General features: G+C 46.3%; 19 protein-coding genes and 2 pseudogenes. 3 read left to right on the forward strand and 18 right to left on the reverse strand.

Going from position 1 to position 25,536, the window contains the following annotated elements:
- Positions 1 to 682: 682 nt before the first annotated feature.
- From MHB49_RS23520 to MHB49_RS23535, 4 genes and pseudogenes are all read right to left on the reverse strand, one after another.
- Complete coding sequence (locus tag MHB49_RS23520) at positions 683 to 1,063, reverse strand: hypothetical protein (RefSeq protein WP_221789166.1); 381 nt, start codon at positions 1,061 to 1,063, stop codon at positions 683 to 685.
- 28 nt (positions 1,064 to 1,091) lie between these two features.
- Positions 1,092 to 1,505: pseudogene (locus MHB49_RS23525) on the reverse strand (hypothetical protein); the annotation flags it as partial.
- A gap of 534 nt (positions 1,506 to 2,039) precedes the next feature.
- Positions 2,040 to 2,300 (reverse strand): annotated as a pseudogene (locus MHB49_RS23530) (WXG100 family type VII secretion target); the annotation flags it as partial.
- Between the two features lie 190 nt (positions 2,301 to 2,490).
- A complete protein-coding gene (locus MHB49_RS23535; RefSeq protein WP_405153211.1) occupies positions 2,491 to 3,378 on the reverse strand; it encodes an AraC family transcriptional regulator N-terminal domain-containing protein in 888 nt (295 codons plus the stop codon).
- Positions 3,379 to 3,592: 214 nt separating this feature from the next.
- Between MHB49_RS23535 and MHB49_RS23540 the strand changes: the two genes are divergently transcribed.
- A complete protein-coding gene (locus tag MHB49_RS23540) occupies positions 3,593 to 4,351 on the forward strand; it encodes an SDR family NAD(P)-dependent oxidoreductase (RefSeq protein ID WP_248064125.1) in 759 nt (252 codons plus the stop codon).
- A gap of 317 nt (positions 4,352 to 4,668) precedes the next feature.
- Here the strand turns inward: MHB49_RS23540 and yaaA are convergent, their stop codons facing one another.
- The 8 genes from yaaA to MHB49_RS23580 form a co-directional block, all read right to left on the reverse strand.
- Complete coding sequence (gene yaaA / locus MHB49_RS23545) at positions 4,669 to 5,421, reverse strand: peroxide stress protein YaaA (RefSeq protein WP_405153212.1); 753 nt, start codon at positions 5,419 to 5,421, stop codon at positions 4,669 to 4,671.
- Between the two features lie 215 nt (positions 5,422 to 5,636).
- Positions 5,637 to 6,515, reverse strand: coding sequence for a prohibitin family protein (locus MHB49_RS23550; RefSeq protein WP_247898385.1), 879 nt, complete (start codon positions 6,513 to 6,515; stop codon positions 5,637 to 5,639).
- 379 nt (positions 6,516 to 6,894) lie between these two features.
- Positions 6,895 to 7,938 (reverse strand): cell wall hydrolase, encoded by a 1,044-nt coding sequence (locus MHB49_RS23555; protein ID WP_405153213.1) that lies wholly within the window; start codon positions 7,936 to 7,938, stop codon positions 6,895 to 6,897.
- Between the two features lie 277 nt (positions 7,939 to 8,215).
- Positions 8,216 to 9,433, reverse strand: a complete 1,218-nt coding sequence (locus tag MHB49_RS23560; RefSeq protein ID WP_405153214.1) for an MFS transporter — start codon at positions 9,431 to 9,433, stop codon at positions 8,216 to 8,218.
- Between the two features lie 114 nt (positions 9,434 to 9,547).
- Entirely contained in the window at positions 9,548 to 10,363 is an 816-nt protein-coding gene (locus tag MHB49_RS23565; protein WP_247898388.1) for a carbohydrate ABC transporter permease, read from the reverse strand.
- 102 nt (positions 10,364 to 10,465) lie between these two features.
- Positions 10,466 to 11,338 (reverse strand): carbohydrate ABC transporter permease, encoded by an 873-nt coding sequence (locus MHB49_RS23570; protein WP_405153215.1) that lies wholly within the window; start codon positions 11,336 to 11,338, stop codon positions 10,466 to 10,468.
- Positions 11,339 to 11,341: 3 nt separating this feature from the next.
- Complete coding sequence (locus MHB49_RS23575) at positions 11,342 to 12,616, reverse strand: ABC transporter substrate-binding protein (protein WP_405153216.1); 1,275 nt, start codon at positions 12,614 to 12,616, stop codon at positions 11,342 to 11,344.
- A 306-nt stretch (positions 12,617 to 12,922) separates the two neighbouring features.
- Positions 12,923 to 14,107, reverse strand: a complete 1,185-nt coding sequence (locus tag MHB49_RS23580) for an LLM class flavin-dependent oxidoreductase (RefSeq protein WP_405157225.1) — start codon at positions 14,105 to 14,107, stop codon at positions 12,923 to 12,925.
- A 504-nt stretch (positions 14,108 to 14,611) separates the two neighbouring features.
- Between MHB49_RS23580 and MHB49_RS23585 the strand changes: the two genes are divergently transcribed.
- Both MHB49_RS23585 and MHB49_RS23590 read left to right on the forward strand, forming a co-directional pair.
- Positions 14,612 to 15,484 (forward strand): AraC family transcriptional regulator, encoded by an 873-nt coding sequence (locus MHB49_RS23585; RefSeq protein ID WP_405153217.1) that lies wholly within the window; start codon positions 14,612 to 14,614, stop codon positions 15,482 to 15,484.
- A 257-nt stretch (positions 15,485 to 15,741) separates the two neighbouring features.
- Positions 15,742 to 16,131 (forward strand): hypothetical protein, encoded by a 390-nt coding sequence (locus tag MHB49_RS23590; RefSeq protein WP_405153218.1) that lies wholly within the window; start codon positions 15,742 to 15,744, stop codon positions 16,129 to 16,131.
- An 860-nt stretch (positions 16,132 to 16,991) separates the two neighbouring features.
- Here MHB49_RS23590 and MHB49_RS23595 read toward each other — a convergent pair.
- From MHB49_RS23595 to MHB49_RS23620, 6 genes are all read right to left on the reverse strand, one after another.
- Positions 16,992 to 17,894 carry a hypothetical protein gene (locus tag MHB49_RS23595; protein ID WP_405153219.1) on the reverse strand — a complete coding sequence of 301 codons (903 nt, stop codon included), beginning with the start codon at positions 17,892 to 17,894 and terminating at the stop codon, positions 16,992 to 16,994.
- Between the two features lie 35 nt (positions 17,895 to 17,929).
- Positions 17,930 to 19,297, reverse strand: a complete 1,368-nt coding sequence (locus tag MHB49_RS23600; RefSeq protein WP_405153220.1) for a nucleotide sugar dehydrogenase — start codon at positions 19,295 to 19,297, stop codon at positions 17,930 to 17,932.
- A 136-nt stretch (positions 19,298 to 19,433) separates the two neighbouring features.
- On the reverse strand, positions 19,434 to 20,237 hold the full coding sequence (locus tag MHB49_RS23605) for a response regulator transcription factor (RefSeq protein WP_405153221.1): 804 nt from the start codon (positions 20,235 to 20,237) through the stop codon (positions 19,434 to 19,436).
- Positions 20,238 to 20,559: 322 nt separating this feature from the next.
- Positions 20,560 to 21,957, reverse strand: coding sequence for a glycosyltransferase (locus tag MHB49_RS23610; protein ID WP_247898399.1), 1,398 nt, complete (start codon positions 21,955 to 21,957; stop codon positions 20,560 to 20,562).
- Positions 21,958 to 21,979: 22 nt separating this feature from the next.
- The gene (locus MHB49_RS23615) at positions 21,980 to 23,191 is read right to left on the reverse strand and encodes a HEAT repeat domain-containing protein (protein ID WP_405153222.1); all 1,212 of its coding nucleotides are present in this window, start codon (positions 23,189 to 23,191) and stop codon (positions 21,980 to 21,982) included.
- A gap of 26 nt (positions 23,192 to 23,217) precedes the next feature.
- Positions 23,218 to 25,443 (reverse strand): hypothetical protein, encoded by a 2,226-nt coding sequence (locus tag MHB49_RS23620; RefSeq protein WP_405153223.1) that lies wholly within the window; start codon positions 25,441 to 25,443, stop codon positions 23,218 to 23,220.
- Positions 25,444 to 25,536: the final 93 nt, after the last annotated feature.

Here is a 25,536-nt window from a genome sequence, read left to right on the forward strand (position 1 = left end):
TACTATCTTAATTTACACTTACATATCTTTTTCCTCTTTCTTCTAAATTACTTTAAAACTCTTTCTCAAGCAATTGCAAAATATAATAGATAATCTTTACGAGCCTTAACTTATGATCTAAGTACCACAAATTCATTTGAGGATTTGAATTTAAGAAGTCATGTCGTTATTAACACTTAAGGTATTGGTTATTATGATTCAATTAAATTAGGTAACTCCATGCCACTTTTCCAGTTAATGAGTTTATTTTAAACCCTATTTAGCAACCACTTTATAGCCTCGTCATCTAGCAGAATATCTGGTTATTCGATTGATCCACAAATCTCAGTATATTTTTTTATCCACCCAACGCTAATTCCATTTCTTTTTCCATACATTTCGGGTTAACTTAGAGGCCAGGTGACTAGCCTCTAATACATGACCTCCCCGTTAAGAAATGTTCATTTAAGTTCTAACAATATTAGTGGTCGTCTTAAATTCCACCGTGACTATCGTTGTAGATACTAAAATCCTTTCTTTTGGTAAATGGGAAGAAACGAAAATAACAAAAGAACAGATTAATCATGGTGATATCTTGACCATGATCAACCTGCTGTTATTCTTTGAATGATTGACTCATTACTTATTTATTAGCTTCCACTTAAATTTACGTAAAGAGATTAAAGAATAATCTTCACATACCTTATACAATGGCTTTAAAGGGAGCATGACCTGTTTCAGCATTCCTTAATAAAGTCGGTTTTCTAAAACGCAAACTGGTTTCCAGCTTGAAGATAGCGGTATCTCCTTCAATTTCTATAAAAGATACATTAATCCATATAGGAGCTTTCGGAAAAAGCCCTCCTAAAACCCCAACTACATCTTCTAGCAATAGTTTTTTACCACCAATATTCTCTTTAGACAACACAAGACGTTTCATCATTTCATCCCCACCATCTAACATTTTCCCCTGTTCCTCAACAGGCTCTATGATAAACTTAATAATATCGCTCGAAATGTTTTTAGCCTTTTTTATCTTATCAACTGCTTTAGATAAATTAGTCGAAAAAATTTCCTCATTCATTTGAGTAGTCAAAATATCTCCTCTCCTTCTATTTCAGTTTAGTTGAAAATACTTTCTTTAATTTCCCTATATCAACATAACCACTTCTCGTTACTTCTAGTTGATATATCTCTAACCAAGCGTTTTCTGTCTTTATTCCAGCACTATTGAATATCTGCTCATATTTTTTAGCTTGCTCAGTTGTTGGAGTATAGTGTCCTGATTCATTTGTTATTCTTCTAACATTTCCGTTTGCATCGACTTTTAGTTTTCCAGCAGCTTGAACATCAGCTCCATTTGCTAAATGAGAGTGTCCTCTTCCAACATTTAAGTTACCATCTGTATCTATGACAAAGTCAACCTCTTTAATTCCATCTCGAATCTTAACTTGCCCATTCTTCAAAACATAGTCAAAACTCTTTCCTTGCTGAATCTCATTTGGATATCTGTTTTCAATGATTTGGACAGGTCTAATATCACCCGTCCCCTTAATATTACTACCTTTCCTCGCTTCAGCCGCTTCCAAATTCTTTTTAATCTTCGTCACCGCCGGATCAGAAGCAGGCAAACGAAACGGACCTTTGCGACCTGGCATACTTCCGCGAACCATCTGGAAAGCCATAAAGATCTGGCTGAACTTCAGAGAAGTCAGCATTATCTGAGCATACTTATCGGAGACAGGCTCGCCTGTGAAGGGATGGATTCTATTTTCCAAAGATTTAACCTGCATTTTGAAAATATCTTCCTCTGGCGCTTCCGTATGAACTCCTTGCATCCGGTCGATATTCACATTCCCCTGATCCTTCGCATAAGCCTGTACGGCCGTATAATCCAGCTCACCATTCTCGTTCACCGGTACCCACACATACCTACCATAGACATCGACTTTCTTCATCTGGTAGCCCTTATCACCCGAACCCGCATCACTCCCTGTGCTCTTCATCATTGCTGCCGCACCAACAGCACCAATAACACTACCCAGACTGCTCTTCTCCGCATCTGCATTCTCAAACCGGATCGCGATATCCTTTAACTCTTTCGAAGTATACACCATGCTCTCCAGTGCTTTCTGTAGTAAGGGACGCGACCGCGCAAAATCATCATAAAAACGCTCCTGTGTCACACCCATCCACATGGCTTGAAGGAACATAATCTGCCTGGAGAGATTATCTTGAATATGCTCCAATTGTTGCCTCGCCTGATCCACCTGACTTGACAAGTAATGTAACTGCTCAGGGGTAACTTTAATTGTACTCATCTGTTTTCACCGCTCATTTAATATGGGATAAAACTATGTTAGCAGAAGTTTAATGGCAATTTCACCCGGCTAACCTCCTGATTTCAATTCATTAATCCACTCTCTCAATGTTGAGCTTCCATACTATGGTCCTACAGTTTAATGGGAACATTGTTTCCGTCCAGATTAATGCTAATGATCCCCGGCTTGTCTAGTCCCTTGCATGTTCGATTCGTCTTAGTTTCTCCGTATCTCGAGCTGGAGATAAACCGAAGAAGCGGGAGTATTCGCGATTAAACTGCGAGGCACTCTGATAGCCAACTTGATATGCAGCACTGGCTACTGCATAACCCTCAAATGCAATGAGATTTCTAGCCTCCAAAAGCCTTAATTGCTTTTGAAATTGAATAGGACTTAATCCCGTTGCACTTTTAAACTGACGATGAAAGGTATTTAAAGCCATACCCGATTTTGATGCCATCTCACCAATGTCTATGGGCCTCATAAAATTATCGCGAAACCATTTTACAATTTGGGAAATCTTGGCAAAGTTACTTTCCCTCATACCCAGTTGTTTCAGATACCATCCTTGCGGTCCCATCAGAACGCGATAAAGGATTTCACGTTCATAAGCCGGTGCAAGAGCCGGAATATCTCTGGTTGACTTAGTTAATCGCAATAAGCGTAGCCATGCCTCCATGAATTCAAGATCCATCTCACAAGCTGCGAACTGCGCAGAAGAAGTTGGGATTAGATTTTCAGGCAGATCTCTTAATAAGCGCTGGAGAACATTCTGATTTATCGCAAGACCAAGAGACATGTAAGGGCCGCCATCCCTGTCTGGATACACACTCGCCGTTGCAGGAACATGTATCGGCAGAACATAATATGAGGGGCCTCCCAGTGTAGTTCTGCGCTCCCCGATTGAAAGCATCTTTGTTCCTTGAACCGTAAAACCAATCATCGGCTCGTAGAGCGCTGCAAGCTGATGAGCAGGAATATCTCCCTTAATCATGCTCAGCCCTGGAACTTCGGTTTCAATTGGTCGAGTGCCTGCACATTTCATTAATTCGATAATTTCATCAATAACTTTTTTCATGCACCTATTTTATCAGATGAATCTGTATCCCTCAACACAGCTCTGAAATGAATCAGCATTTTTAGGCTTTTCTGATGTTATAAAAGAACGATATTCTCTGCTCATTACAATTACAAGTGGTGGTTTTAGGCAATTCAAAGGTGTGATTAGATCTATATTATTTACGCAGAGAATACTAAAATAAAGTCCAGATCGATCACAAGAAAGGGTGGATATGATGAAAATTGCAATCGTAACAGGTGGAAGTAATGGCATTGGAAAAGCGACAGCTCTGGAGCTAGGCAAGCGCGGAATTAGTGTGATTCTCACATACAATTCCTACAAGGATCGAGCAGAAGCGGTCGTTAAGGAAGTGGAGAAAAATACAGGAGTTCGGGCTGTAGCACTGAAGTTAAATCTGACCCAGATATCAACATTCGAAGGTTTCGCCTTAGAGGTCAAGCAGTACCTCAACGATATCTGGGACAGAACGACTTTTGATTACTTAGTTAATAATGGCGGTATTGGCGGACCTATGATGTTCAATGAGATGACCGAAGAATACTTCGACAACATTCTTAATACGAACTTTAAAGGACCCGTTTTTTTAACACAACACCTTGTGCGATTTATGGATGATCATGGAGCCATCGTTAATACTACGAGTTCATCCAAGAACCAATCATTTCCAGGATATTCTGCCTACGGCTCGTTAAAAGCAGCATTCTCCACATGGACTCGTTATATCGCCAAAGAACTTGCACCTCGCAACATTCGGGTCAACGCCGTTTCTCCCGGTCCTACGCACAGCAATTTCGGCGATGGCGTATTCGATAAACATCCCGAATTCATCAAACCACTGGCTGAGCAATCTGTATTTGGCAGAATAGGCCAACCTGAAGATCTTGCGAAGGTCATTGTGAACGTATTGTCCGATGATTTCGGCTGGGTCACAGCTCAAGACATTGAAGTGTCTGGCGGACATTTGCTTTAAACGTGTTGGAACGACATGGGGGGACGCCATCTTGAAGAAACGCCAGAGGCTAAACATTGACACCAATCCAACTCTCACATATTTTTAAAAATCGAGAAAACAAAGATTACATTTCTAGCTGTATATAATACGAAAAACTGCCCACTGTAATTCTTGTTATACTCCCGTCATAGTAGACAGTAGAAATAACTCTACTATGATGGGAGTTTTGTATGCCAGAAGAAGCCAATGTCATATGAAATCAAGATTCATGTTGTACAACGTTTTGATTAACGACAATAAACCACTCTTCTCATATATAATTGGCACACTAATGACTATTTTCCCTCTGAATATATAAATACATAATTCCCTTCATCCGAGTTCTCTTCTGAGAAAACAAAACCTAATCGATCAAAGTTTCTAATATCCTTCACATCTGTAATCTTCCGCTCTGCCATATACCGCACCATCTCACCTCTGGCCATTTTGGCGCGAGTTGCCTTTTCAACCAGCTTCCCATCGACCATTTGTCCGAAGACACAAGTGATAAAACGGGTTTCGTCCTTCAGAAAAGGGGTGATGTTCTTGCTATACTCTTTGGAAGCCAGATTCAGAATGCAGTTACTTTCCGCTTGGAGCTGATCGGCCAATTTGCTGCCCCAGAATTGATAGAGTGATTTGAATCCCGGACCTTGCAGCTTGCCCTGCATCTCCAACCGATAAGGTGTAACCCCATCCAATGGCCGCAACATGCCATAAAAACCGGATAATATACGTAAATGCTGCTGAAGATACGCCAGTTCCTCATTTTGAAAAACACCTGGCGCCATATACTGATACTGAATACCCTCATAGGCATAGATGGCTGGCGTAAGATTTGCTTTTATATTCATACTCCGAATCCGCTCCACGTTCTGTTCGGCGATTGCATCGTTACACTTCCACAGCGTTTTGAGCTCGTTATAGGATAACTTTTGAAGCAGGCTTAATAGCTGTTCTGATTCGTTTATAAATTGCGGCATCTGCGCGATCGCCATAAGATCGGTATCGATCTTCATCTTTTTAGCTGGTGATATGATCATTCTCATCGTGCTGATCCATCCTTAATCTACCTTGTTATTGTCGTTATTCATTGTACAGGATTGGATAAGTAAATCCAATGTCAAGACTAACTGATTCCACTCATAGTACCTTTGAAAACACTCAAAAAAGAACAAGTCAGCCCACGATTGGACCGGCTTGTTCATTAGCATTCAACACTTTAAATGGGTGTGAAAGCAAGGCATGCATTTCAAACCTCTAATTAGGGAGATACGCTTCCCGCACTGCTATTTTGCTCTACTTTAGTACCCGGCAATTGAATCATTGGCGTATTGGACCCACTTACATATGGAAGGGCTCCGTCCCATTTCTTGATGGTTTCATATTCAACGAGTTGACTTGATAAGGATTGTTGAAGCTCTTTATTGGCTTTAGCCTGACCTTCTGCTTCAATTAATAGTTTGTCTGCATTACCTTGTGCTTCCACGCGCTTGCGTTCTGCTTCTTTCTTGGCAATCTCCAGTTCAGTCGTTTTACGTTCCAGTTCTTGAGAAGCTTCGACACGCTTATCGATGGCTTCCTGAGTCTTGGCATCAGGTTGAGGAACACCCACAGTAACGTTGGATACAATAAAGCCTAACTCTTTAACGTCATCAGAAAAACGTTGCTGGACGTCCACTCCTGCGTCGGATGACTTTTCACCATACACATCAATGACTGTAAACTTGGAGATACCTTTACGAGCTGCGTCACGGAAACGTGTTTTGAGATATGTATCCTCAATTTCTTGAATGCTAATTGGCCCAAATGTATTAAAGATAGAAGATACTTTACTTGGTTCTACTTGGTAGTTATAAGCAAAATCAATTGTGATGTTTTTTCCGTCAGAAGTCGCAATTTGAATATCTTTGTACTCAACCGTTTGAATTCGGATCGGATATTTCGTCACTTTATCAAACGCTCCAACGAGTTTCCACCCTTGACTCAGTGTACTGTCTTTTACACCTCCATTGGGTGAATATACAACCCCGACATATCCATTAGGAATTCGTGTTACAAAGAAAGTCACCAGTAATACTCCCACGATAATAACCAATGCAACCGTGATCGCCCCTACCCTAAACGTCTTTGAATTTTTCATCAACATTCTCCTCTTGTTTGAATTTATCGTACTTTTTCAGAATTCTACTACCTATTTTATTGAATAGCGGGATCATTAATGCCCATAGAATAAATGCTAGGATGAAGACTAAAATGATTCCCCCAATAAACGGCATATTCGTCCTCCCCTCTTTGGATGTAACCGAGTACAAATTTATAAATAGCAACTAATTATATCCTTCTTTATATATACTTTGTAAAATCGTATTCGGTTTCAATGATATTCAGACACCATTCCAATATTCTTCTACCGCTAAAAGAAACCCCGGTAGCACGTCTGCATTCAGCAGCGTACAGCCGAGGTTCATCATCATATCATTTCACATTTCAGATATTACACTATATGTCTCTACTTCAACTCATCTCGTAAAATCATGCTGCCCAATTGTCAGCAAGGTCGGTCTGCTCTTACTCCACATCGATGTGGCAATCTTCGGATTGTAATAATACAGCGCACCATGCGTAGGATCGACACCATTCAAAGCTTTACGCGCTGCCTTATAAGAGGTCGCCGTCGGCTTTGTATTAAACTGTCCATCGTCTATGGCCGTGAACTGCCCCTTTTGGAAAATTACTTTCGGAATTGATGACGGGAATGCATTTGAATGCACTCGGTTCAAGACAACCGCGCCTACAGCAACCTGTCCTTCAAAGGATTCTCCGCGCGCTTCACCATGGATCAGCTTTGCCAACTGGCGCAGCGTCTCGCCCTCGGCCTTGGCCTTCTTGTTCAGTCTATTCAGTGTTGCCGGACCTGCAATCCCATCTGCACTCAGCCCCTGAGCCTGTTGGAACTTACGGACGGCGCCTTTGGTGATAGAACCGTAATATCCGGTCAATCCAGCTTTAAAATACCCCAGATCACTTAATTGCTCCTGCAATTGCAGCACATGTTCACTGCGAACGCCCTGCTCCAGCTTCTGCGCTCCCGCAGAAGGAGCTGCCACGGTCAGTCCCAGAGTCATCGCGCAGGCACCGAGAAACATACTGACCAGACCTGCTTTTTTGCCAGCCTTTCTCCCCCTGCGATGGGTGACTTTCCGGCTGACGGTAATAGGCTCCATGTGGTCAGTGCTTGTGTGCAATTCATGCAGATCAAGCCTCTGATCACTGCTATCGATTCTAACTTCTTCATCTGAGCTGTAAATATAGCTTGTCACCTTCATCTGCTTCATATCTTTCATCACTTCTACAGGAGTAAGATCAATCACATCATACCTCCCGTTTATCTCACTCATCCTATCGCTGCCACTATAGCTGTACATCACATTCATCCCGACATTATCAATCACACGTACCACTTCACACACGCTATGCTGCTCACTCATCATATGCTTTTCATTCATTGTATTCTTTTCATTCATTTCACACGTCTGATCCATTTCAAATTTGTTCTTCATCATTCCATTAACCTCCACTTTTCTGAATCCAGATCCACTTCTTTCCCCTGAATCCTCACGGCCCTACATCCCGAGTGTCATTATAGGATATAGAAAAAGTGACGTCTATCGGACCGATGGCGCAGGCGAAAATCCACTTCAAACATAGCAAAAAGAGGCATGAGCCCATGGTCACGCCATAGTCATGCCTCTTCCTGTATCAACCTTGTACCGCTTGTCCAGCCCATCATTTCCGTAGGCAGGTTGACCCGTACAAAAGTTGCGTTGTATTTATTGACATTTATTCGGCCAGTTCCAGACCCTTCGTTTCCCGGCCCAGGAACAACACTGCGGCTGCGCCAATGAGGATAGTGACGAAGAAAATCGTGAATATCAGACTGATTGCAACCTCACGCTGAACCAGCATACCAACCATTAATGGAGCAAGCACGCCACCAATCCGGCCTACCGATGTGGCAAGACCCACACCTGTTGAACGAACGGAAGTGGGGTACAATTCCGGACTATACGCGTACAGACCGCCCCAAGCTCCCAGATTGAAAAAGGAAAGACAGATCCCTGCGGTCAGAATCGTCGCTTCCGTTGTTGCCAGTCCAAAAGCAATTGCACTTACTGCTGTCAATGTAAGATAAACGACAAGTACAAATTTGCGGCCAAACCGCTCAATGAAGTACGCCGCTGTGAAGTAACCTGGCAGCTGTGCGATCGTCATAATCAGCACGTACTGGAAGCTTTTGACCAGCGTAAAGCCTTTTGCCATAACAACCGACGGCAACCAGAGGAACATACCATAATAAGAGAAAATAACGGTAAACCACAAAATCCAGAGCATCAACGTTGTACGGCGATGAGGTACTGACCATACGGTCGCAACCTTTTCGCGGAACGTGATTTTCTTAATCTTGGTATTGTTCTTGTAACGAGGCGGGTCCTGAATGGCACGGCGCAGATACAGCGCATAGAACGCTGGAACGGCACCAATGGCAAAAGCAATTCTCCAGCCATATTCCGGGATAACAAAGTTGGCAATGAGTGCGGATACAATCCAGCCACCTGCCCAGAAGCTCTCCAGCAGTACAACTGCACGTCCACGTTCTGCCGTAGGCATCGACTCTGATACCAATGTTGATGCCACAGGCAGCTCTCCTCCGAGGCCGATACCGGCAATCAGACGCAGTACACACAATACGGCGAATCCGGTCGCCAATGCTGACAGGCCACTAGCAATCGTAAATACCAGCAGGGTCCACATCAAAATGGCCTTTCGGCCGAAACGGTCCGCAAGTGCCCCCGCAAGCAATGCACCTAGCGCCATACCGATGGAGTTGATACTCGTAAGCACCCCGACTTGTCCGGGACTGAGACTCCATTCCTTGGCGAGTGCAGCCACGATGAAGGAAATCATGCCGACTTCCATTGCATCAAACAGCCAGCTCATGCCGGCACTGAACAGCAGCTTGCGCTGCTTGGGATTCCGCAATACTTCCAGTTTGCTCATGTCTTATAGCTCCCTTGATCTCTATGTAGTCATTCTGACACTAAACCATTATTATGCAGAATGATCCAGAAATCAATGTAAAATACGCATATCCGTTGATCTTATTTCCATACCTTACCCTTTCAGTGAACCCGCTGTTAGACCTGCAACAAAATAACGCTGAAGCAATAGGAACAGCACAATCATCGGAATGGCTGTGACCAGTACACCTGTGAGCATCATCGGATAGTTGGTTACGTATTCCCCCCGGAACTGCATGAGTGCGAGCGGCAAGGTCAGCTTGGACTTACTGGTAAGCATGAGCATCGGAATCAGCAAATCATTCCAGACCATCACAAGCAGGAACGTTGCTGTAGCCGCCAGCGAAGGTGCAGCTAGTGGCAGAGCAATTCGGGTGTAGAGTCTCCACTCATTCGCACCGTCCATACTGCCCGCTTCCAGAATTTCCGAATTGAGCATACGCATGAAGCCTGTCAGCATAAATACGGAGACAGGCATCAGCATGGCGGCTGATACTACAATGAGTCCCGTCAGGCTATCTGACCATCCCAGCGTACGCGTGAGGGAATAGATTGGCAGCATACTCACTTGGGACGGTACGATCAAACCCGCCACAAACAAGGCAAACACGATTTTGCCCACACTGCCGCCCCAGCGAACAATGGCATAAGCAATCATGCTGCTAAGCAGCAGCTCAATCGCAACCGTGCCCAGCGTGACGACCAGACTGTTCCCGAAATACTGCCACATCGGCTGGTTGCGAAACATGCCCGTGAGATTATCCCACGTAAACGGGTCCGGCCAGCTAAATGGACTGATGAAGAAGTTGCTGCTTGTTTTGAACGAAGATACAAATACAAAGTACAGCGGCACAAGGATCAGCAGCGCGTACACGAACAGGATCAAACGATTGAACCATTTTAGAATCATATGCCTTCTCCCTCCCTTCTTCTTTACACGATGAAATCAACAACTTGTTCAATCACTCATGTACTTTCAACTTCCCTGCTCACGAGCAGGCCTATCCGTTGATTAATAGCTTACCCGGTCGGCACGCAGCGCCTTGAACTGCAGCAGCGTTAGCAGCGCAAGCAGCACCAGGAAGATCATGGAACCAGCAGAAGCCAGACCAAACGAATAGCTGCCAAAGGCGGTATGATAGATATATGTCGTCAAAATTTCAGTTGCGTAGTTCGGACCTCCATCCGTCATCGTGAAGATGAGGTCAAATGCCTTGAACGACTGAATGGTCGTATAGGCCACAACAATTGTTGCCGAAGGTGCCAGCAGCGGCCAGGTCACGGTACGGAATACCTGCCATTTGCTGCCGCCGTCCATGCGCGCCGCTTCGTACAGTTCTGCCGGAATGCCTTGCAGACCTGCGATGAATACGATCATCATCTGTCCCGCGTGTGCCCAGACCTGTACCGCTGCGATGGAATAGATGGCGATCTTCGGATCACCAATCCAGTTGTGGGCCATGCTCCCCATACCTGCCTCGTTCAATCCATAATTAATCAGCCCGATCGAAGGATCATACATGAAAGCCCAGATCAAACCGACCGATACGGAGGACAGAATTGCCGGCAGGAAATACAATGCCCGAAGCACCACACGTGTCTTGGTATTGCGTACCAGAAGCAGTGCCAGGACAAGTGAAATAAAGGTTTGTGCGATGACAACCGTTAACATGAACTCCACGTTGTTGCCAAAAGCTTTGCGAAATACGATGCTGCTGAGACTGTCCTTGTAATTATCCAGCCCTACAAATGCATACGACGGGGATACCCCGTCCCAATCCGTAAAGGAGTAGAACAGCCCCGTCAATGTAGGAAATACGAACAGTGCAACGTACAGCAGCAACCCGGGTAACAGAAACAGGGATAGCTGAATACGGTTCTTCATTGTTTATTTCCCGATATGCTGATCAATGATCGCCTGTGCCTGCTGCGCTGCCTCTTCTGGTGAAGTACCGCTCAGCACTGCCTGAATGGAGTTCGTGACTGCCTTCTGGTTATCTCCGTTCAGGATCGTGAACCGTGGCTGGAACACGGTCTTTTTGTTCGCCCATTCTCCGGCAACCTGAAGCTCAGGTGTATCGTACTTCACGTCATTCACGGTTACATTCTGTCCTGTCTGGTTGGCATATTCGCCAGCTACATCCGGCTTGCTCAGGAATTCAAGGAACTTCTTCGCTTCTTCCGGATGTTTCGACTTGCTGTTCACGGCAAGCATAAACGTGGTGGTATGCACCCCTTCATATTTCGCCTGATCAGCACTTACCGTGATGGGTGCGAGCAATTTTTGCTCCAGATTCGGGTTCTGCTGTTTATTCTGAGCGAGTTGATATGATCCACTTGCCAGCATGGCTGCTTTTTCCTGAATAAACAGTGCGCCAGCCGCAGGGTCTTTTGTACCCAGTGCGTCCTGTTGGAAGTATCCTTTGTCGTTCAATTCCTTGATCTGCGTCAACGTTTTTACCCAGAACTCATCTGTCAGTTTGGCTTCTCCGGCTTCCACTTTGGTAAAAATGTCGTCACTCGGTGCATTGTTCATCACCATCGTATTCATGAATTGGCCTGGGCCAATGTCCGCTCCGGCAAAGGCAATCGGAATGATGCCGTTGTCTTTCAGCGTCTGGCAAAGTGCCAGGAAGCCTTCCCAATCCTTCGGTGGCGTCAGGCCGTATTTTTCAAACAGTTTTACATTATAAATTGGATCGTTATATACGAGTTGATAAGGAATGGCATATTGCTTGCCGTCATGCTGTCCGGCTTCGATCAGCTTTGGATTGTAGGCCGACAGGAATGATGATCCGGTCAGATCCGTGAACAATCCCGCTTTGGTGAAGGCTTCGAACTGTGCGCCAGGGAAGGAGGCAAATACATCCCCAGTCGATCCGTCACTGATTTTGGATTGTACAGTGGATTGATATTGGTCTGAAGGAAGAGTCTGCATTTCCACATGGATATTTGGGTTTTCCTTTTCAAACGCATCAATAATCTTGTTGAGTGCTTCGGAGTCCTCTCCACGCCAGTGCATGAAGCTGATCGTCACCTTGCCTGACCCTGAGGATCCGTTCTCTCCGGATGACGCGTTATCTCCACCGCTGCAGGCCGACAGCAGGATGGACAACACCAGCATACTGACGAGCGGCAGGATCAATTTTTTATTTTTTTTCATGAAAGACGACCTCCTGAGGATATTTAATGTAAGTTGCACGAATGTTTTTACACTGGATACTCCGAGTGCAGTACCATCTTCCGATCGCTGTTATCCCCGAATTTCTTTGAGTCATCTCTTTAAATGGTTAAAATCCGGGGATAGCGTATGCTTCCGATGTAGCTTTCTTCCAGAAAGCTTTCAGGCGAGATGATGCTTACGGAGTAGCTTTCTTTCAGAAAGCTTTTAGCTCCGCTTCTTCAGATCGGTTCTGCCCTCTCCGTTAAAGTGTAAAAAAAGGGGCACTTACTTAGATTTGGTAGTAACTTAGTTGGTAGTAATAGAATGCTGTTTTTGTCTTGTTTTCCACTTCTCACGAATGATTGGCATAACCGTCCGGCCGAAGATTTCGGCTTCTTCCAGATGCGGATAACCGGACAAAATGAATGTGGTCACGCCCAGATCTCCGTACTCCATCAATCGTTCTGCGACCTGTTCCGCTGTACCCACAATGAGGATTGCTCCGCCGGAACGTACAACGGATAATCCTGTCCACAGGTTGGGGCCTACGACGAACTGCTGCTTCTCGGACAGTTCCCGCAGCTCATTCTGTCTGCGCTGGTTGGTTGCGTCTGTCTCCGCGAAGGCTGCTTTAGCTTTTTCGATGGCCTCTGGTGGGACTTTGCTGATAATCTCCCAAGCAGCCGCCCATGCTTCTTCTTCAGTACCCCGGATGAGTACCTGTGCCCGCATGCCGTAACGGAGCTGACGATCTTGTCCCGTTTCGTCTTTGATCTGTTCACGAATGACTTCGATTTCTTCGATCTGCTCCTGAATCCAGTCATGCGGCTCGCCCCACATCAGGAATGTATCTGCGTGTTCAACAGCGACCCGTTTGGCAATCGGTGAGCTTCCTCCCAGATAGAACGGTGGATACGGTTTTTGCACGGTTTCAGGCATACCTACCGGACCTTTGAAATTGTAATATTGGCCGTTAAACTCGGGATTCGGATCGCTGGATGCGTCTGCACCTGACGGTGCACCACTTCCGGCAAACTCCGTCAGATTCAGTCCCGTCGATTGCGTCCACGAACGCTTCATGACTTCCATATACTCGCTCGCGCGGACATACCGTTCATCGTGGGCATGTGCGAGTGGATCACCGAGTTCTTCCAGATCTCGAACCGAACTGCCTGTCACCACGTTGATCATGGCGCGACCGCCAGAGAGTTGATCCAGTGCCGCTCCCATACGTGCCGCCAATACAGGGGTGACCAGACCTGGGCGAATGGCTACAAGTGGACGCAACGTTTTCGTGTGACTCATCACAGCCGAACCCACAACCCACGCATCCAGACAGGCTCCACCTGTCGGAATCAATACAAATTCAAAACCTGCCGTCTCCGCTGTCTGTGCCACTTGAACCAGATAATCCAGGCTCGGTTCCCGCTCCGGGGCAACCCCTACATATTTACCGTCTCCTGCTGTAGGCAAAAACCAGCCAAACTTCATCTCTTCCTGTTCGCTCACGCAAGCCAATCCCTTCTGGTCATAAATTGATCTAATGAATAGTTTCACTTAAGCACTCCGGTTACAGAAAACCTTTCGATCACTCTTGTCCCCAGATTTCTTCTAATTCCCTTTTCAAGGGAAAATCCGGTGACAAAGGCGAGATGATGCTTACGAAGTAGCTTTCTTTCAGAAAGCTTTTAGCTTCACTTCTTCAGGTCTTTTCTGTACCCTACGTTGCCGTGTAATTCTTAAAGTTAAATTTATAGAGCAGTTACACTCCCAAATACCGATTAATTAACTTGGTTTAATAGGTATCGACATCATAACAATTGATTTGTCTGTGATCAATGTCATTTCGCGGTAATTTTATTTTGTCATTTTGTGGTGAACTCACAGGAATAGATCTTCTCGATCTTGAATTTTTACAAAACCCACCTGTATAATAGGTTATAAGAGAAACTTTCAGAGATTACAAACTATACTTATATTAAAGAGGTGTTCCTGATGATCGAGAGCATGAAGGAGGACCACCACGAGTTTTTGGATATTATTTTTTTTACTCCGTCCGAATTCGAGAAAGCCGGTGGAGCATGGCCGATTCGAATTGGCCGTAATATAGCCAAGAGCAACTATCATATTGGGCCGCGAACAACGCCTTTTCACTATTTGATTTTTGTTCTGGAGGGTGAGGGAACTTTCATACAGAACGGACATCGGTATTCCCTGCGTGCCCGGGATGCATTCTGTCTATATCCACAGGTTACCCATGAGTACTGGTCCGACCCAAAGGAATCTTTGCACAAAATTTTCATTGCCTTTGATGGAAATCATGCAGCTGAACTTTTGGCACGAATCGGGCTTACTCCGGACGCACCGCATCGTTCAGGTGTACTCACGCCGGAGACGGCAAGTGGAATGCGTGCTTTTATGGAAGAGGTTCGCAAACCCCAGGGAGGCGCAAGCGACCTGGGGCGACTTACCCGTTTTCTCGGATTGTTTGACCGAATTGCCAAGTCCCCTGCTACCCGAGTGCTTCAACCAGACTCCGCCACTCCATGGCTGCAAAAGGGAAAGGAGTACATGGATATTCACTTTGCCGGCGGCATAACCGTCGAAGGTGTATCTGCACACGCTGGTGTGGATCGGACCCATTTTGCCAAACAATTCCGTAAAGCCTACGGCCTGTCTCCTGTCCAGTACATTCAACGTCTCAAAATGAATCAGGCCAAACGACTGCTTGTGCAGACCCCGTTAACGTTAACTGAAGTAGCACATTCGGTTGGTTACCCTGACCTCTTTTCCTTCTCCAAAGCGTTTAAAAAGCAGGTCGGTCTGCCTCCCAATCGATATCGAACCGCCGAGAACAACAAAAGCTGAAACTAAACACTCTTCTTCGAGAAAAGCGCTTTCTATAGAATGGGATTGGGACTGATCTCATACTCTTAAACAACCATACATGCGAGTCCGAATACGACGGTCGCATTAAAACCATTCTTATCGAGACAAAAAGATGCATCTGGAAACTGATTATGAAAAAGGGAATCCTTATAAACTGAATGCATAGAGGCGAGGCGCAACCTTTTCATCAACATACTCGTCATGATTTGTATAGACAGCATAAGGAGGTGTGAAAATTGAGGTTTCTCATGTTATCTTTAATTTCCATTTTAATTGTAATTGGCGGATGCAGCAGTAATACTACAATGGGTAATTCAGAACAGCTTTCTGAAAACCATACATCCGAGGCGATCGTATTAGGAAAAAAAGAAGAACAACAGAAGATACTACTGACTACAGACACAAAAAAACAGGATTTGAGTACATTAACTGAAAAGTCAGTCAAAGATATTATAAGCACTAATGATACTAGCCTTATCTGGTTAGATATAAGCCAAATTCCTGAGAAACAATTTAATACCGATACTTTAAAAATTGGGTCTAAAATTCGTTTTATCCTCGAGAATGAACAATTGGACACCACCCCGCCTACTTGCATTGCCAAAGAGATCGAGCTAATTTCATAATTCTAATCTGTAAAATCTGCCTTACTCAAAACAATTGGATATCCCCCTGTCAAGTAGACAGATGAGAAAAACTATATTGGCAATATAGTCTTTCCTTTTTGATAATAAATAGATTGAATCAAGCAGAATCAGTACTCATCTTTCACACATTCACACAGCTTTTTAGTAGTCCAATAGAGTGTCTTCCTAATTGAACAGACAGGCCGGATTGATCCAAAGCTCGACCGAAGACTTCCGGAAAATGTCTGGTTCATAAATGTACTTTGCCAAATCTCTCTACCATTGTCCCATCTTAGGGATAGTGCCCCCCAATCTATGGATAACGGCAAGCTCTGACAACTGAATTTCATATTACTATCATGAGATTGCTTCCTTCTGGATCCATCCAAATAACAGCTTCCAAAGGTGATGAAGCGTATGGGGTTCAGGCAATCCATGTCCATGCGGGGAAACGATCGGGATAACGCACCATAGGAAATCCTTCTTTGGGTACTTTAAGAAGTTATCTTCCAGAAAGATGAACCACATTGGACGAGATTAGAACGAGAAATCAAAACATGTATGATCTAATAAAATCCTTAACTGATACCAGTGAATTTAAAAAAGAAGCCCCTGCTCAGTACGCATTACTGAAAAAATATCACTAATAAATACGACAAAAAACGAGCCTTTAGAATTGCTTCTAAAGCTCGTCTCGCGGTTCAGGGAATCATTATTTGACCCGTAAATTTTTTTGTTATATAAATGAGGTGTTTTTTCAGTTACCTCGTCTAGTTTTTATAGAGGTGTCCTTTACAGAGGGGCCAGTTAACCTGAGGGCCTTCCTCTTCTCATTCATAGATGCCATTCCCTGATGCCTTTTATTGTTTCGACGTTTCCTCGCTCTTTCGAGCCAGCGGAATGCCGTTTTCCTTTGCATACCATGCTTCATAATGATGCACGGCTACACCAGCAAAAGAGGAATGAGAAGCGCCTAGATCAAACACTTTCTTCATTTCTTCGTCCATGTTGGTAATGGATTTGCTGTAAAAGGTTAGATGATCGCCCTCATGTGTGTCCGCCAGCTCGGCTCCAACCCACACCTTCTTACCAAGCTCATCCGCTTCGTCCAGCTCTTCCTTGGACAGATCATACATCTGCTGACCACGATCCCGATAAGCCATAATGGCCACCGCATCAAAATGATCAATTACCCAACGGCTGAATGTGCCTCCGCCTTCTGCCGACTCGCGTGCATCCAACCAGAAAGGGATCGCTGCGCTCATGTAAAGTCCGGCATCTTTACCAGCTTTGGTCCACGCCTTCATGTTGTCGCTCCACTCCGCAATAACGCTATTCTGCTCGTTCTCCCAGCGTTTTAGCTGATAAGGCTCAACATCCAGTTGAACGCCCTCAAAACGTTCATTTTTGGCAGAAGCTGCATTATAGGCTCTTACTTTTTCAATAAAAGCAAGTCCCTCTTCCCGCTTCTCCGTATAGGCCCAGTCTGCATGACCGTTCAGGGCGTGCACCTCGATCCCGGCCTGCCCGGCAGCCGCTATGAATTTGCGGTATGTCCCGTCTGGTACCTCATCCTGAATTTGCAGGAAAATCGTATCCACGCCCTGTGCTTTGGAAAAGGAGATAATCTCGGGCGTCTGCTCTGCAATAATGGAAGCGTCCCACAGCCAGGTTGCCTTATGTTCCTCAGCGGAGAACCATTTAAACATCCAGGACAGAAGCAGCAGGCACAGCACCACAGCCAAAACAGCCCATTTTGCCATCCCCGCAAGCTTGCCCCGTCGCCTCATATGTTTCCTCAGACAAGCAACGCTTCACTTGGCTCAAGCACAGGGTGCTGTACCGAGTGACCTATCTTGTAAATGTGCGGATGTGTATACGTTTTGAACGCATTACGCGTATCCAGAATCGGTACACCTATCTCGGCAATATCAAAGTAAGGCAAATCGCTGTGGTTAGTGATTAGCACAATGCAATCGTATTTTTTGAACTGTTCCAGATTGAAGACTTCACTGTGTACAGTCTCGCCATGCTTGTCCTTGAAGGAATCCGCGTGCGGATCGTAGTAGCTGACATTGGCGCCACTTTCCTTGAACAGTTCATAGACTTCCAGGCCTGGAGATTCACGCAAATCGGCAATATTCGGTTTGTACGACATGCCGAGCAGCAGAATGTTGGAGTTCCGTACCGATTTCGCGTATTCGTTCAAAATCGTTGATGTTTTGTTCAGTACATAATATGGCATGTTGTCATTGGTGGATTGCGCCAGCTCAATGAATTTGCTGTAGAAACGGAATCCTTTGGCCTTCCATGACAGGTACATCGGATCAAGCGGAATGCAGTGACCGCCAATGCCAGGGCCCGGATAGAAAGGCATGAATCCAAACGGCTTCGTCGCAGCTGCGTCGATAACTTCCCAGATATCGATACCCATACGGTCACACATCATCGCCATTTCATTGACAAAGGCAATGTTTACGCTGCGAAACGTATTTTCCAGCAGTTTGGACATTTCAGCCACTTTTGGCGAAGATACAGGTACAACCGTTTCAACATATTTGCTGTACAACGCTGTTCCCAGTTTGAGGCAAGCTTCAGTTGTTCCCCCGATCACTTTCGGTGTATTATACGTCGTGAATCGTCCGTTGGACGGGTCCACACGTTCAGGTGAGAAGCACAGGAAGTAGTCTTTGCCTGCTTCATGTCCGATCTTGTCCAGCTCATCCTGGATCAGTTCTTCCGTTGTACCTGGATACGTGGTGCTCTCCAGCGTAATCAGCATGCCTGGTTTCATGTGCAGTTTAATCTGATCCACCACTGTCTCGATATAAGACGTATCTGGGTCCTGATTTTCACTAAGTGGTGTAGGTACGCAGATGCTCAACGCGTCGATCACACGCAGCATGCTGTAATCCGTTGTAGGCTGGAAGCGGCCGCTTTGCATCACTTTTTTCAATTCCTCTGACGAAATATCGTGAATATAGGAATCCCCCTGATAGATGCTCTCCACTTTGGATGCATCCAGATCAATTCCAATTACCGTGAAACCCTGATTGACCATTTCCACGGCAAGTGGAAGTCCTACGTAACCGAGCCCGACCACGCCGAGCACAGCTTCTTTATTTTCAATCGCATTCAGTAATGTGTGGAATTGTTGATTCTCCATGATATTCCCTCCAAAGTGTATTTGTTTGGTTGATTGACGAATCCATTTGATAGATGTTTGTCTGTAGATGTACTGTTTTGTCTGATAAAAATAAATAAAAGCTATTTGTTGCTCTTTGCTTTGCTTGCGGGTGCGTTTAGTGCAGGCAACGCCTGATGCGGGCATCCAACTCTACGGGCGAGAACGGCTTGGTCATATAATCATCAACCCCGCTGCGGAAGCATTGGCTGATTGTCTGTTCCACACGCTGCTCTGTCAATACGACGATTTTGGGCGGCTGCTCCACATCCAGGTTCTGAATATGTTGAATGAACGGCAGACCATCAATGCCATACAGATTCAATTCGGTCAGCACCAGGTCAGGCGTGATTTTCTCAATTAGCTCCAGCGCAGCCAGTCCATCTACTGCTTCGTAGGTTTCGTACCCCTGCATCTTCAGTCGCAATTGCAGAAACTCGCGTACCGTCGGATCGTTATCCACAATCAAAATTCGTTCCGGCTCGTCTGCCGTCTGTTCCAGCGTGTAGATATGAATTTCCGACGGGTCTACCAGCTTCGCGGACTCAGCCATATGTTGAATGGTTGCCTTTGAAGGACGCTCACCTGCCTGGAAACTTGCCAGCGTGATTTGCGGATCGGCACCAGGTACCGTTTCCTGCAATTCATGCTTGATGCGAAGCCCCTCATAATGAACCTCATCCAGTGTCAGCCCTGGCAGCAGGACAGCAATCGCCTGTGTGGCTCCATCCACCCACACCTGGAACGCAGACTCAGTGGTCTGCTCCAGATGTGTCCTGACCTGCTGCTCCGGCTGAGACTGTCCAGCACAATGGATGAACATTAAGCCGCATGTTTCGGCACCCGTTTCTTTCAATCCCTGTTCTACACTGCGATACACATTAACGGCAGCCTCACGCTGCAATGTCGCCGTATTTGGCATGTTCTTTTCCACCCTTCTCCTTCGGTTATCTATACAAGTTCAACTAATGGGTATTTACACTGACACTCCGATGACAGAACAACCTTCCGATCGCTGTTATCCCCAGATTTTTTGATACCTTTCTGAAAAGGGGAAATCCGGGGATAGCCTATGCTTCCGATGTAGCTTTCTTTCAGAAAGCTTTTAGGCGAAGTGTATGTTTTGAAGTAGCTTTCTTGCAGAAAGCTTGTAGCTTCGCTTCTTCAGGTTATTTCTGTCCTCTCCGTTCTCGTGTAAATGTTTAGTTGAACATCTATATTGTTTCTGCTGTATTAAACTGTGCTTAAGCCGCCTCGCTTGTCTTCTCTTCCTCGGACCAGCTCTGGCGTGTCATGGTACCCCATGAGTTGTTGTTTTGCATAAACTGGATATGCCCCTGCAATCTCCACAGCACGCCGAGCTGATGATAGCCGACGAATTTCAGAGCGGAGTAGAACAGCATTTTGACCAGATCGGACAGCTTGTTATACCGCTTGAATGCAATTTCCTCGAGCACGAGTGCTCCCACACTGAGCAGATAACCACTTACAACGTTGAGCAATCCAAACAGAAGAAGTATCGGCCACTGGGTCATATCCATCAGTACATATCCCGTGAGAGCGAGAAGCCCGGTAATACGGAAATATGGGTTCAGCGCTTCAAAAAGGATATTGTACGGCATGGTCAGCATACCCATGACTTTATATTTCGGGTTGAACATCATTCCGCGGTTCTCAAGCATGTTCTTCAGATTTCCGCGTCCCCAACGTTTGCGTTGACTGGACAAGATCCGGTAGGAGTCCGGCGCCTGTGTCCAGCACACGGCTTCAGGGCAGAAGGCTACGCGGTATTTCAATTTGTTCTCCAGCATATAACGGTGAAGCTTGATGATAATGTTCATGTCTTCACCTGGATAACCGTCCCGGTATCCCCCAACCGCGATAACCGCATCCTTACGGAACATGCCGAAGGCACCGGAGACGATAATCAGACCATTCATGTGACTCCAGCCGATCCGTCCGCCCAAAAATGCTTTGAGATACTCGATGGACTGGAACATCGGCCAAATCTTGCGAGGCAGTGAAACGTCTTGCACTGCCCCATTTTCGATTTTGCAGCCGTTGGCGATCCTTACATCACCGCCAATTGCGACGGTTTCTTCCGGATTCTCCATATACATACGTGCCATGCGGATCAGTGCATCCTTCTCCAGCAAAGAGTCGGCATCGATGGAAGAGATGAGCGGATAATGGGACAGGTTGATTCCTGCATTGAGGGAATCAGCCTTACCCCCATTTTCCTTGTCGATGACATACAGATCCGGAAATTCCGGATTGTGGTAGATCCCGCGAATTTTCTGACAAGGAATCTTGCCTCGAATCTTCGTATTCGGCACTGGCTTCAGACGATACTCTTCCAGCAGCACCTTCAGGGTCGTATCGCTGGAACCATCATTCACCACGATGACTTCATACGTTGGATAATTCAGCGTCATCAGACAGTTCACATTTTCGATAATCGTCAGTTCCTCGTTGTATGCGGGCACCAACAAGGAAACCGATGGCACCAGCTCCGAGCCGGATAACGTATTGTATTTGGAATAATGCGACCGCCTGAAGATTGTCCAAATGTTACGGAATGATAAGGCCAAAATGGAAAAATAGAGCGTATTTACGGCAACGACATAGTAGATTGCGACCATGCCATAGATTAATAGTAGATCTCTAAGCAGTGTAATCCCCTCCTACCGCAGCCACACCTGTACGTTTCTTGGTTGTTGTCCGGTTCCCGCGTACGGGACCGAAGTATCGATCATACAGCAGTCTTTTTTTGTTATGTGCAATCATCTGGTCAACGGCTTTGTGGTCTGTTCCTGTGTGCTGCATCGTGCTCTCAATCTGCTGCATTGCAATTTCCCGTTCAGCACCTGTGCCTTCCACAGCGGCCTGACACAAGGCTTCAAATCCCGGTTCACCCAGCTTGCTCAAGCTCTCTGCACTGTTATAGCGTACTCCCCAGTCTTCATCACGCAGTGCTTTGCGCAGCAGTGGAATGCTGCCTGACGCATGTTTCGAACCGAGCGCCTGAACCACTTCGGCGCGCACCTCCGGGTCGGAATCATGCATGAGCCTCAGAATGGTCTCGTCCTGAAGTGCCGGACTTGCGCTAAGATACAGCTTCACCGCTTCTGCTCGTACATCCTTATGTTCTGCGCCAACGAGTCTGTCCAGTGCAGGCATCACTTCAGGCACAGCCTGTCCCCACATTGCAACCAGTCCCACTTTGACAAAGTCAGGATTGCGGTCTTCCAGCAATTCAATGAGAATTCGGCTGGTATCCAAACTGGTTTCGAGCAAAATATCTGCTGCCAGATGATGAATCGATTTTCCTTTGGTCAACAGCAGGGCGAGCATGTCTTTCAGTTCACCCTGACGGGTGGTACATCTTGCGATCGAACGACCAATCATAATCGCCATTGGGCCAGGCTTCTCATCCTTGAGCAATTCCATCAAACCTGGAACGGCCTCTGGACAACGCATACCTCCCAATCGATAAGCTGCATCAATCTGGCGTCCGTAACGAATACGACTCAGTTCCTTCAGATCATGCTCTACAAACCCGGCTTCACGGCAGAGCGCAATCAATTTGTTGCGATACTCTCCCTTGAACTGGTCAATCCATTCAATAAGCTTGCTCTGGATGACCCGACGCTCGAGCGGAGCCAGCTTCCCGGGTGGCAATCGGAGGGGGCTGTCTTCAGTCAGCGCCGTCTGCAGATACGTAAAGTAATCACGCTGCTTTAATTTATAAAATTCAATCTTACGCCGTTTGCCGTTGTGGGACATTTTCATGGCAAACAGCAGGATTACACCCACAACGACGAGCGCCGTACAGATGTATAAAAATAGATAAGCCAAAGCCAAATTCGGAAACATGTGAAAAGGTCCTCCTTTATACTCATTTATTTGGTCTGAAAACTTGGAATTTGTTCATACCGTTTCTTCATTTCCTCGTAGCTCAGTTTCAGTCGCTCACTGTACTGTACCTGCTCCCAGGGCTGCCAGGTGTATACAGGCAATGTTTTCACATCCAGTGTCTTCTGTTCACCACCAGGCCAGGAGATGTTGCCAGTAGAACGATCCATTAACCAGGGAACGAGGGTTACACCCTTGACCGCAACGGTTTCGAATTCCCGTCCACCCTTCAGCGGGCCATACTTAATCGCCTGCAGTGAACTTGGGTCACCGAATCCAAGCAGCATCCATGGAATACGCATTTCGACCTGATTACCGTCATATTGCCAAGCGGTTAACGAATCGGTATCGGACTGACCAGGCGTTGTTGTTCCCCGCTTCAATGTACCCACCTTCTCATTCATAAACGGATGGGCAGACCGGGTATCCGGCGGGGTCATCCGAAGGCTGACGGCCAGATTCCATGGATGAAATGGCTCTGCTGCGTTCTCTTGCTCTTCCGGCAGCATCCCGTAACCTTCCTTGCCATAAAGGCGCTGGTTAAAGTCATAGTCCTTAGCAATTTCCACTTGTGATTCATCATCCTGTCCCAGTGTAATGACTGTTTCGAGTCCATCACTGAGTGTTCGATCCGGAAGCCGTGTACCCGGCTGATTACCACCGGCAAGTGTATCGGTTCCAATGCGCAGCAAGGACTGGTCCGGGTCAAAAGGTTGATCCAGCGTTAGGCCGATGTAGAGGTAGGCTTCATCATGGGTCATCTTCATTTCCTTGATACCATCCACCTTGCCTTGCCAGACGGTAACGTCTTCCTTTTTCAACGTGGTCCAGTCATCCAGCCTCCCGTCGATGGTCAACTGTTCCTGTTTACCCGGGTCCATGGCGAGCAGACCGAACATTTTTTCATTCGTTAGCACATTCAGCCAGTAGGAGCGCCGATCAGCAGGAATTTCCATCGGCATCGTGTTCCAGGTTTTTTTGAACCATTCATCCTGCCACATGAATAAAATCGCTCCCGCATACCCCTCGTCATAGATATCCTGAGTCAGTGATGCGTCGATCTCTCCTTGCTCTGCCTCGTTATGTCCCCCTTGATTACGGCCTCCCATACCCAGATGGGAAATCCCAAGCGAAGACGGTACACCGTACTCTGTAACCATTACAGGCATATCGGAAAACTCGGCTTTGAGCTTGCGCAGATAACTTTTGTACGTGTTGTACTTGCCGTTCTCATCCTTGATGGTCTGGAGTGTCTGGTCTGTATGGAACAAGTCCGGGTAATAAGGGTACACATGGTATGCTGCAAAATATCCGCCCTGCCATTCTTCGGGTTGAATATGTCGCGCATCCACACTCACCAAATCCTCTTCAAACAGCGGCTCGCCCGGATGATCCAGCACATCGGTGGTTACCCAATTGGTGAAGGTCATCGGATGCTCCCACCCATACTTCTTCTCCAATACGGCAGTATAGTCCAGCAGCTCCGCCAGCCAATTCTCGAATGGCGATGCGTCCTGCGTCCCGGAAAAATGAACACCCTTGTACTGCGGCACATCCGGATGACTTTCATTCGTATTGTTCACCATCGAAGGGTCCCACTCGGTACCCACATGCCAAGCCATCAGGTATTTTCCGGCATTCGTCTTGTATTTGCCGCTTGACTCCCCGGGTCTATCTGGAATGTCTGCATCCCCGTATACAGCGGATACCGCCTTCTCAATCTCTTGCTTGAACGTTTGTTCAATATCGTCAGCATAGGCATCCTGCTTCTCAATCAACTTTTCTTCCGGCGACCATATGCCCTGTATAAAATATAACGGTTGCTCCCGGCCGCGATTATATTCGACTAATGCTGTGTAAAAGATTGGCTCATGTACCGTATACACCCGGATGACGTTGGCTCCCAGATCCTCGATCTGCTGGAACCACCGCAAGTAATCTTCTTTGGTCAACGGGAATTCGCCCGGGTAATGTCCCGGTGAGGTTGCGCCCAGGTTTACACCTTTGACGAACATCTCCCGCCACGTCCCATCGGGTCCGTATTCCATGAACCGGTCTCCATCAGTCTTGAATTTCATCTCCGTGCCGTTCTCCGCTGTGTACGTAACGAGCTGGGGCTGCATGTAGTGCCATCCGGCCAATATTCCGCCTGTCACTACGGCCGCTCCTGTCAACATCGTCAACAACCAGCGTCTTCGTCTTCGTCTGCTCATGGCTCTTAATTGCTCACCTCTCTAGTATGCATCCAGCTTCACCTGCAAATCTTAAATGACATGAAGTTCTGAGGGAATTCCGCTTCGGATGTC

The organism is Paenibacillus sp. FSL K6-0108 (assembly GCF_045040695.1).
GTDB classification, from domain to species: domain Bacteria; phylum Bacillota; class Bacilli; order Paenibacillales; family Paenibacillaceae; genus Paenibacillus; species Paenibacillus pabuli_B.

Excerpts from the sequence above, each read along its gene's own strand:
- MHB49_RS23570 (WP_405153215.1), bottom strand. The coding sequence starts at position 11,338 with ATGAAGAACCGTATTCAGCTATCCCTGTTTCTGTTACCCGGGTTGCTG.
- MHB49_RS23565 (WP_247898388.1), bottom strand. The coding sequence starts at position 10,363 with ATGATTCTAAAATGGTTCAATCGTTTGATCCTGTTCGTGTACGCGCTG.
- MHB49_RS23550 (WP_247898385.1), bottom strand. The coding sequence starts at position 6,515 with ATGAAAAATTCAAAGACGTTTAGGGTAGGGGCGATCACGGTTGCATTG.
- MHB49_RS23555 (WP_405153213.1), bottom strand. The coding sequence starts at position 7,938 with ATGATGAAGAACAAATTTGAAATGGATCAGACGTGTGAAATGAATGAA.
- MHB49_RS23535 (WP_405153211.1), bottom strand. The coding sequence starts at position 3,378 with ATGAAAAAAGTTATTGATGAAATTATCGAATTAATGAAATGTGCAGGC.
- MHB49_RS23575 (WP_405153216.1), bottom strand. The coding sequence starts at position 12,616 with ATGAAAAAAAATAAAAAATTGATCCTGCCGCTCGTCAGTATGCTGGTG.
- MHB49_RS23610 (WP_247898399.1), bottom strand. The coding sequence starts at position 21,957 with ATGGTCGCAATCTACTATGTCGTTGCCGTAAATACGCTCTATTTTTCC.
- MHB49_RS23560 (WP_405153214.1), bottom strand. The coding sequence starts at position 9,433 with ATGAGCAAACTGGAAGTATTGCGGAATCCCAAGCAGCGCAAGCTGCTG.
- MHB49_RS23620 (WP_405153223.1), bottom strand. The coding sequence starts at position 25,443 with ATGAGCAGACGAAGACGAAGACGCTGGTTGTTGACGATGTTGACAGGA.
- MHB49_RS23595 (WP_405153219.1), bottom strand. The coding sequence starts at position 17,894 with ATGGCAAAATGGGCTGTTTTGGCTGTGGTGCTGTGCCTGCTGCTTCTG.
- MHB49_RS23605 (WP_405153221.1), bottom strand. The coding sequence starts at position 20,237 with ATGCCAAATACGGCGACATTGCAGCGTGAGGCTGCCGTTAATGTGTAT.
- MHB49_RS23600 (WP_405153220.1), bottom strand. The coding sequence starts at position 19,297 with ATGGAGAATCAACAATTCCACACATTACTGAATGCGATTGAAAATAAA.
- MHB49_RS23540 (WP_248064125.1), top strand. The coding sequence starts at position 3,593 with ATGATGAAAATTGCAATCGTAACAGGTGGAAGTAATGGCATTGGAAAA.
- MHB49_RS23615 (WP_405153222.1), bottom strand. The coding sequence starts at position 23,191 with ATGTTTCCGAATTTGGCTTTGGCTTATCTATTTTTATACATCTGTACG.
- MHB49_RS23520 (WP_221789166.1), bottom strand. The coding sequence starts at position 1,063 with ATGAATGAGGAAATTTTTTCGACTAATTTATCTAAAGCAGTTGATAAG.
- MHB49_RS23580 (WP_405157225.1), bottom strand. The coding sequence starts at position 14,107 with ATGAAGTTTGGCTGGTTTTTGCCTACAGCAGGAGACGGTAAATATGTA.
- MHB49_RS23585 (WP_405153217.1), top strand. The coding sequence starts at position 14,612 with ATGATCGAGAGCATGAAGGAGGACCACCACGAGTTTTTGGATATTATT.
- yaaA (WP_405153212.1), bottom strand. The coding sequence starts at position 5,421 with ATGAGAATGATCATATCACCAGCTAAAAAGATGAAGATCGATACCGAT.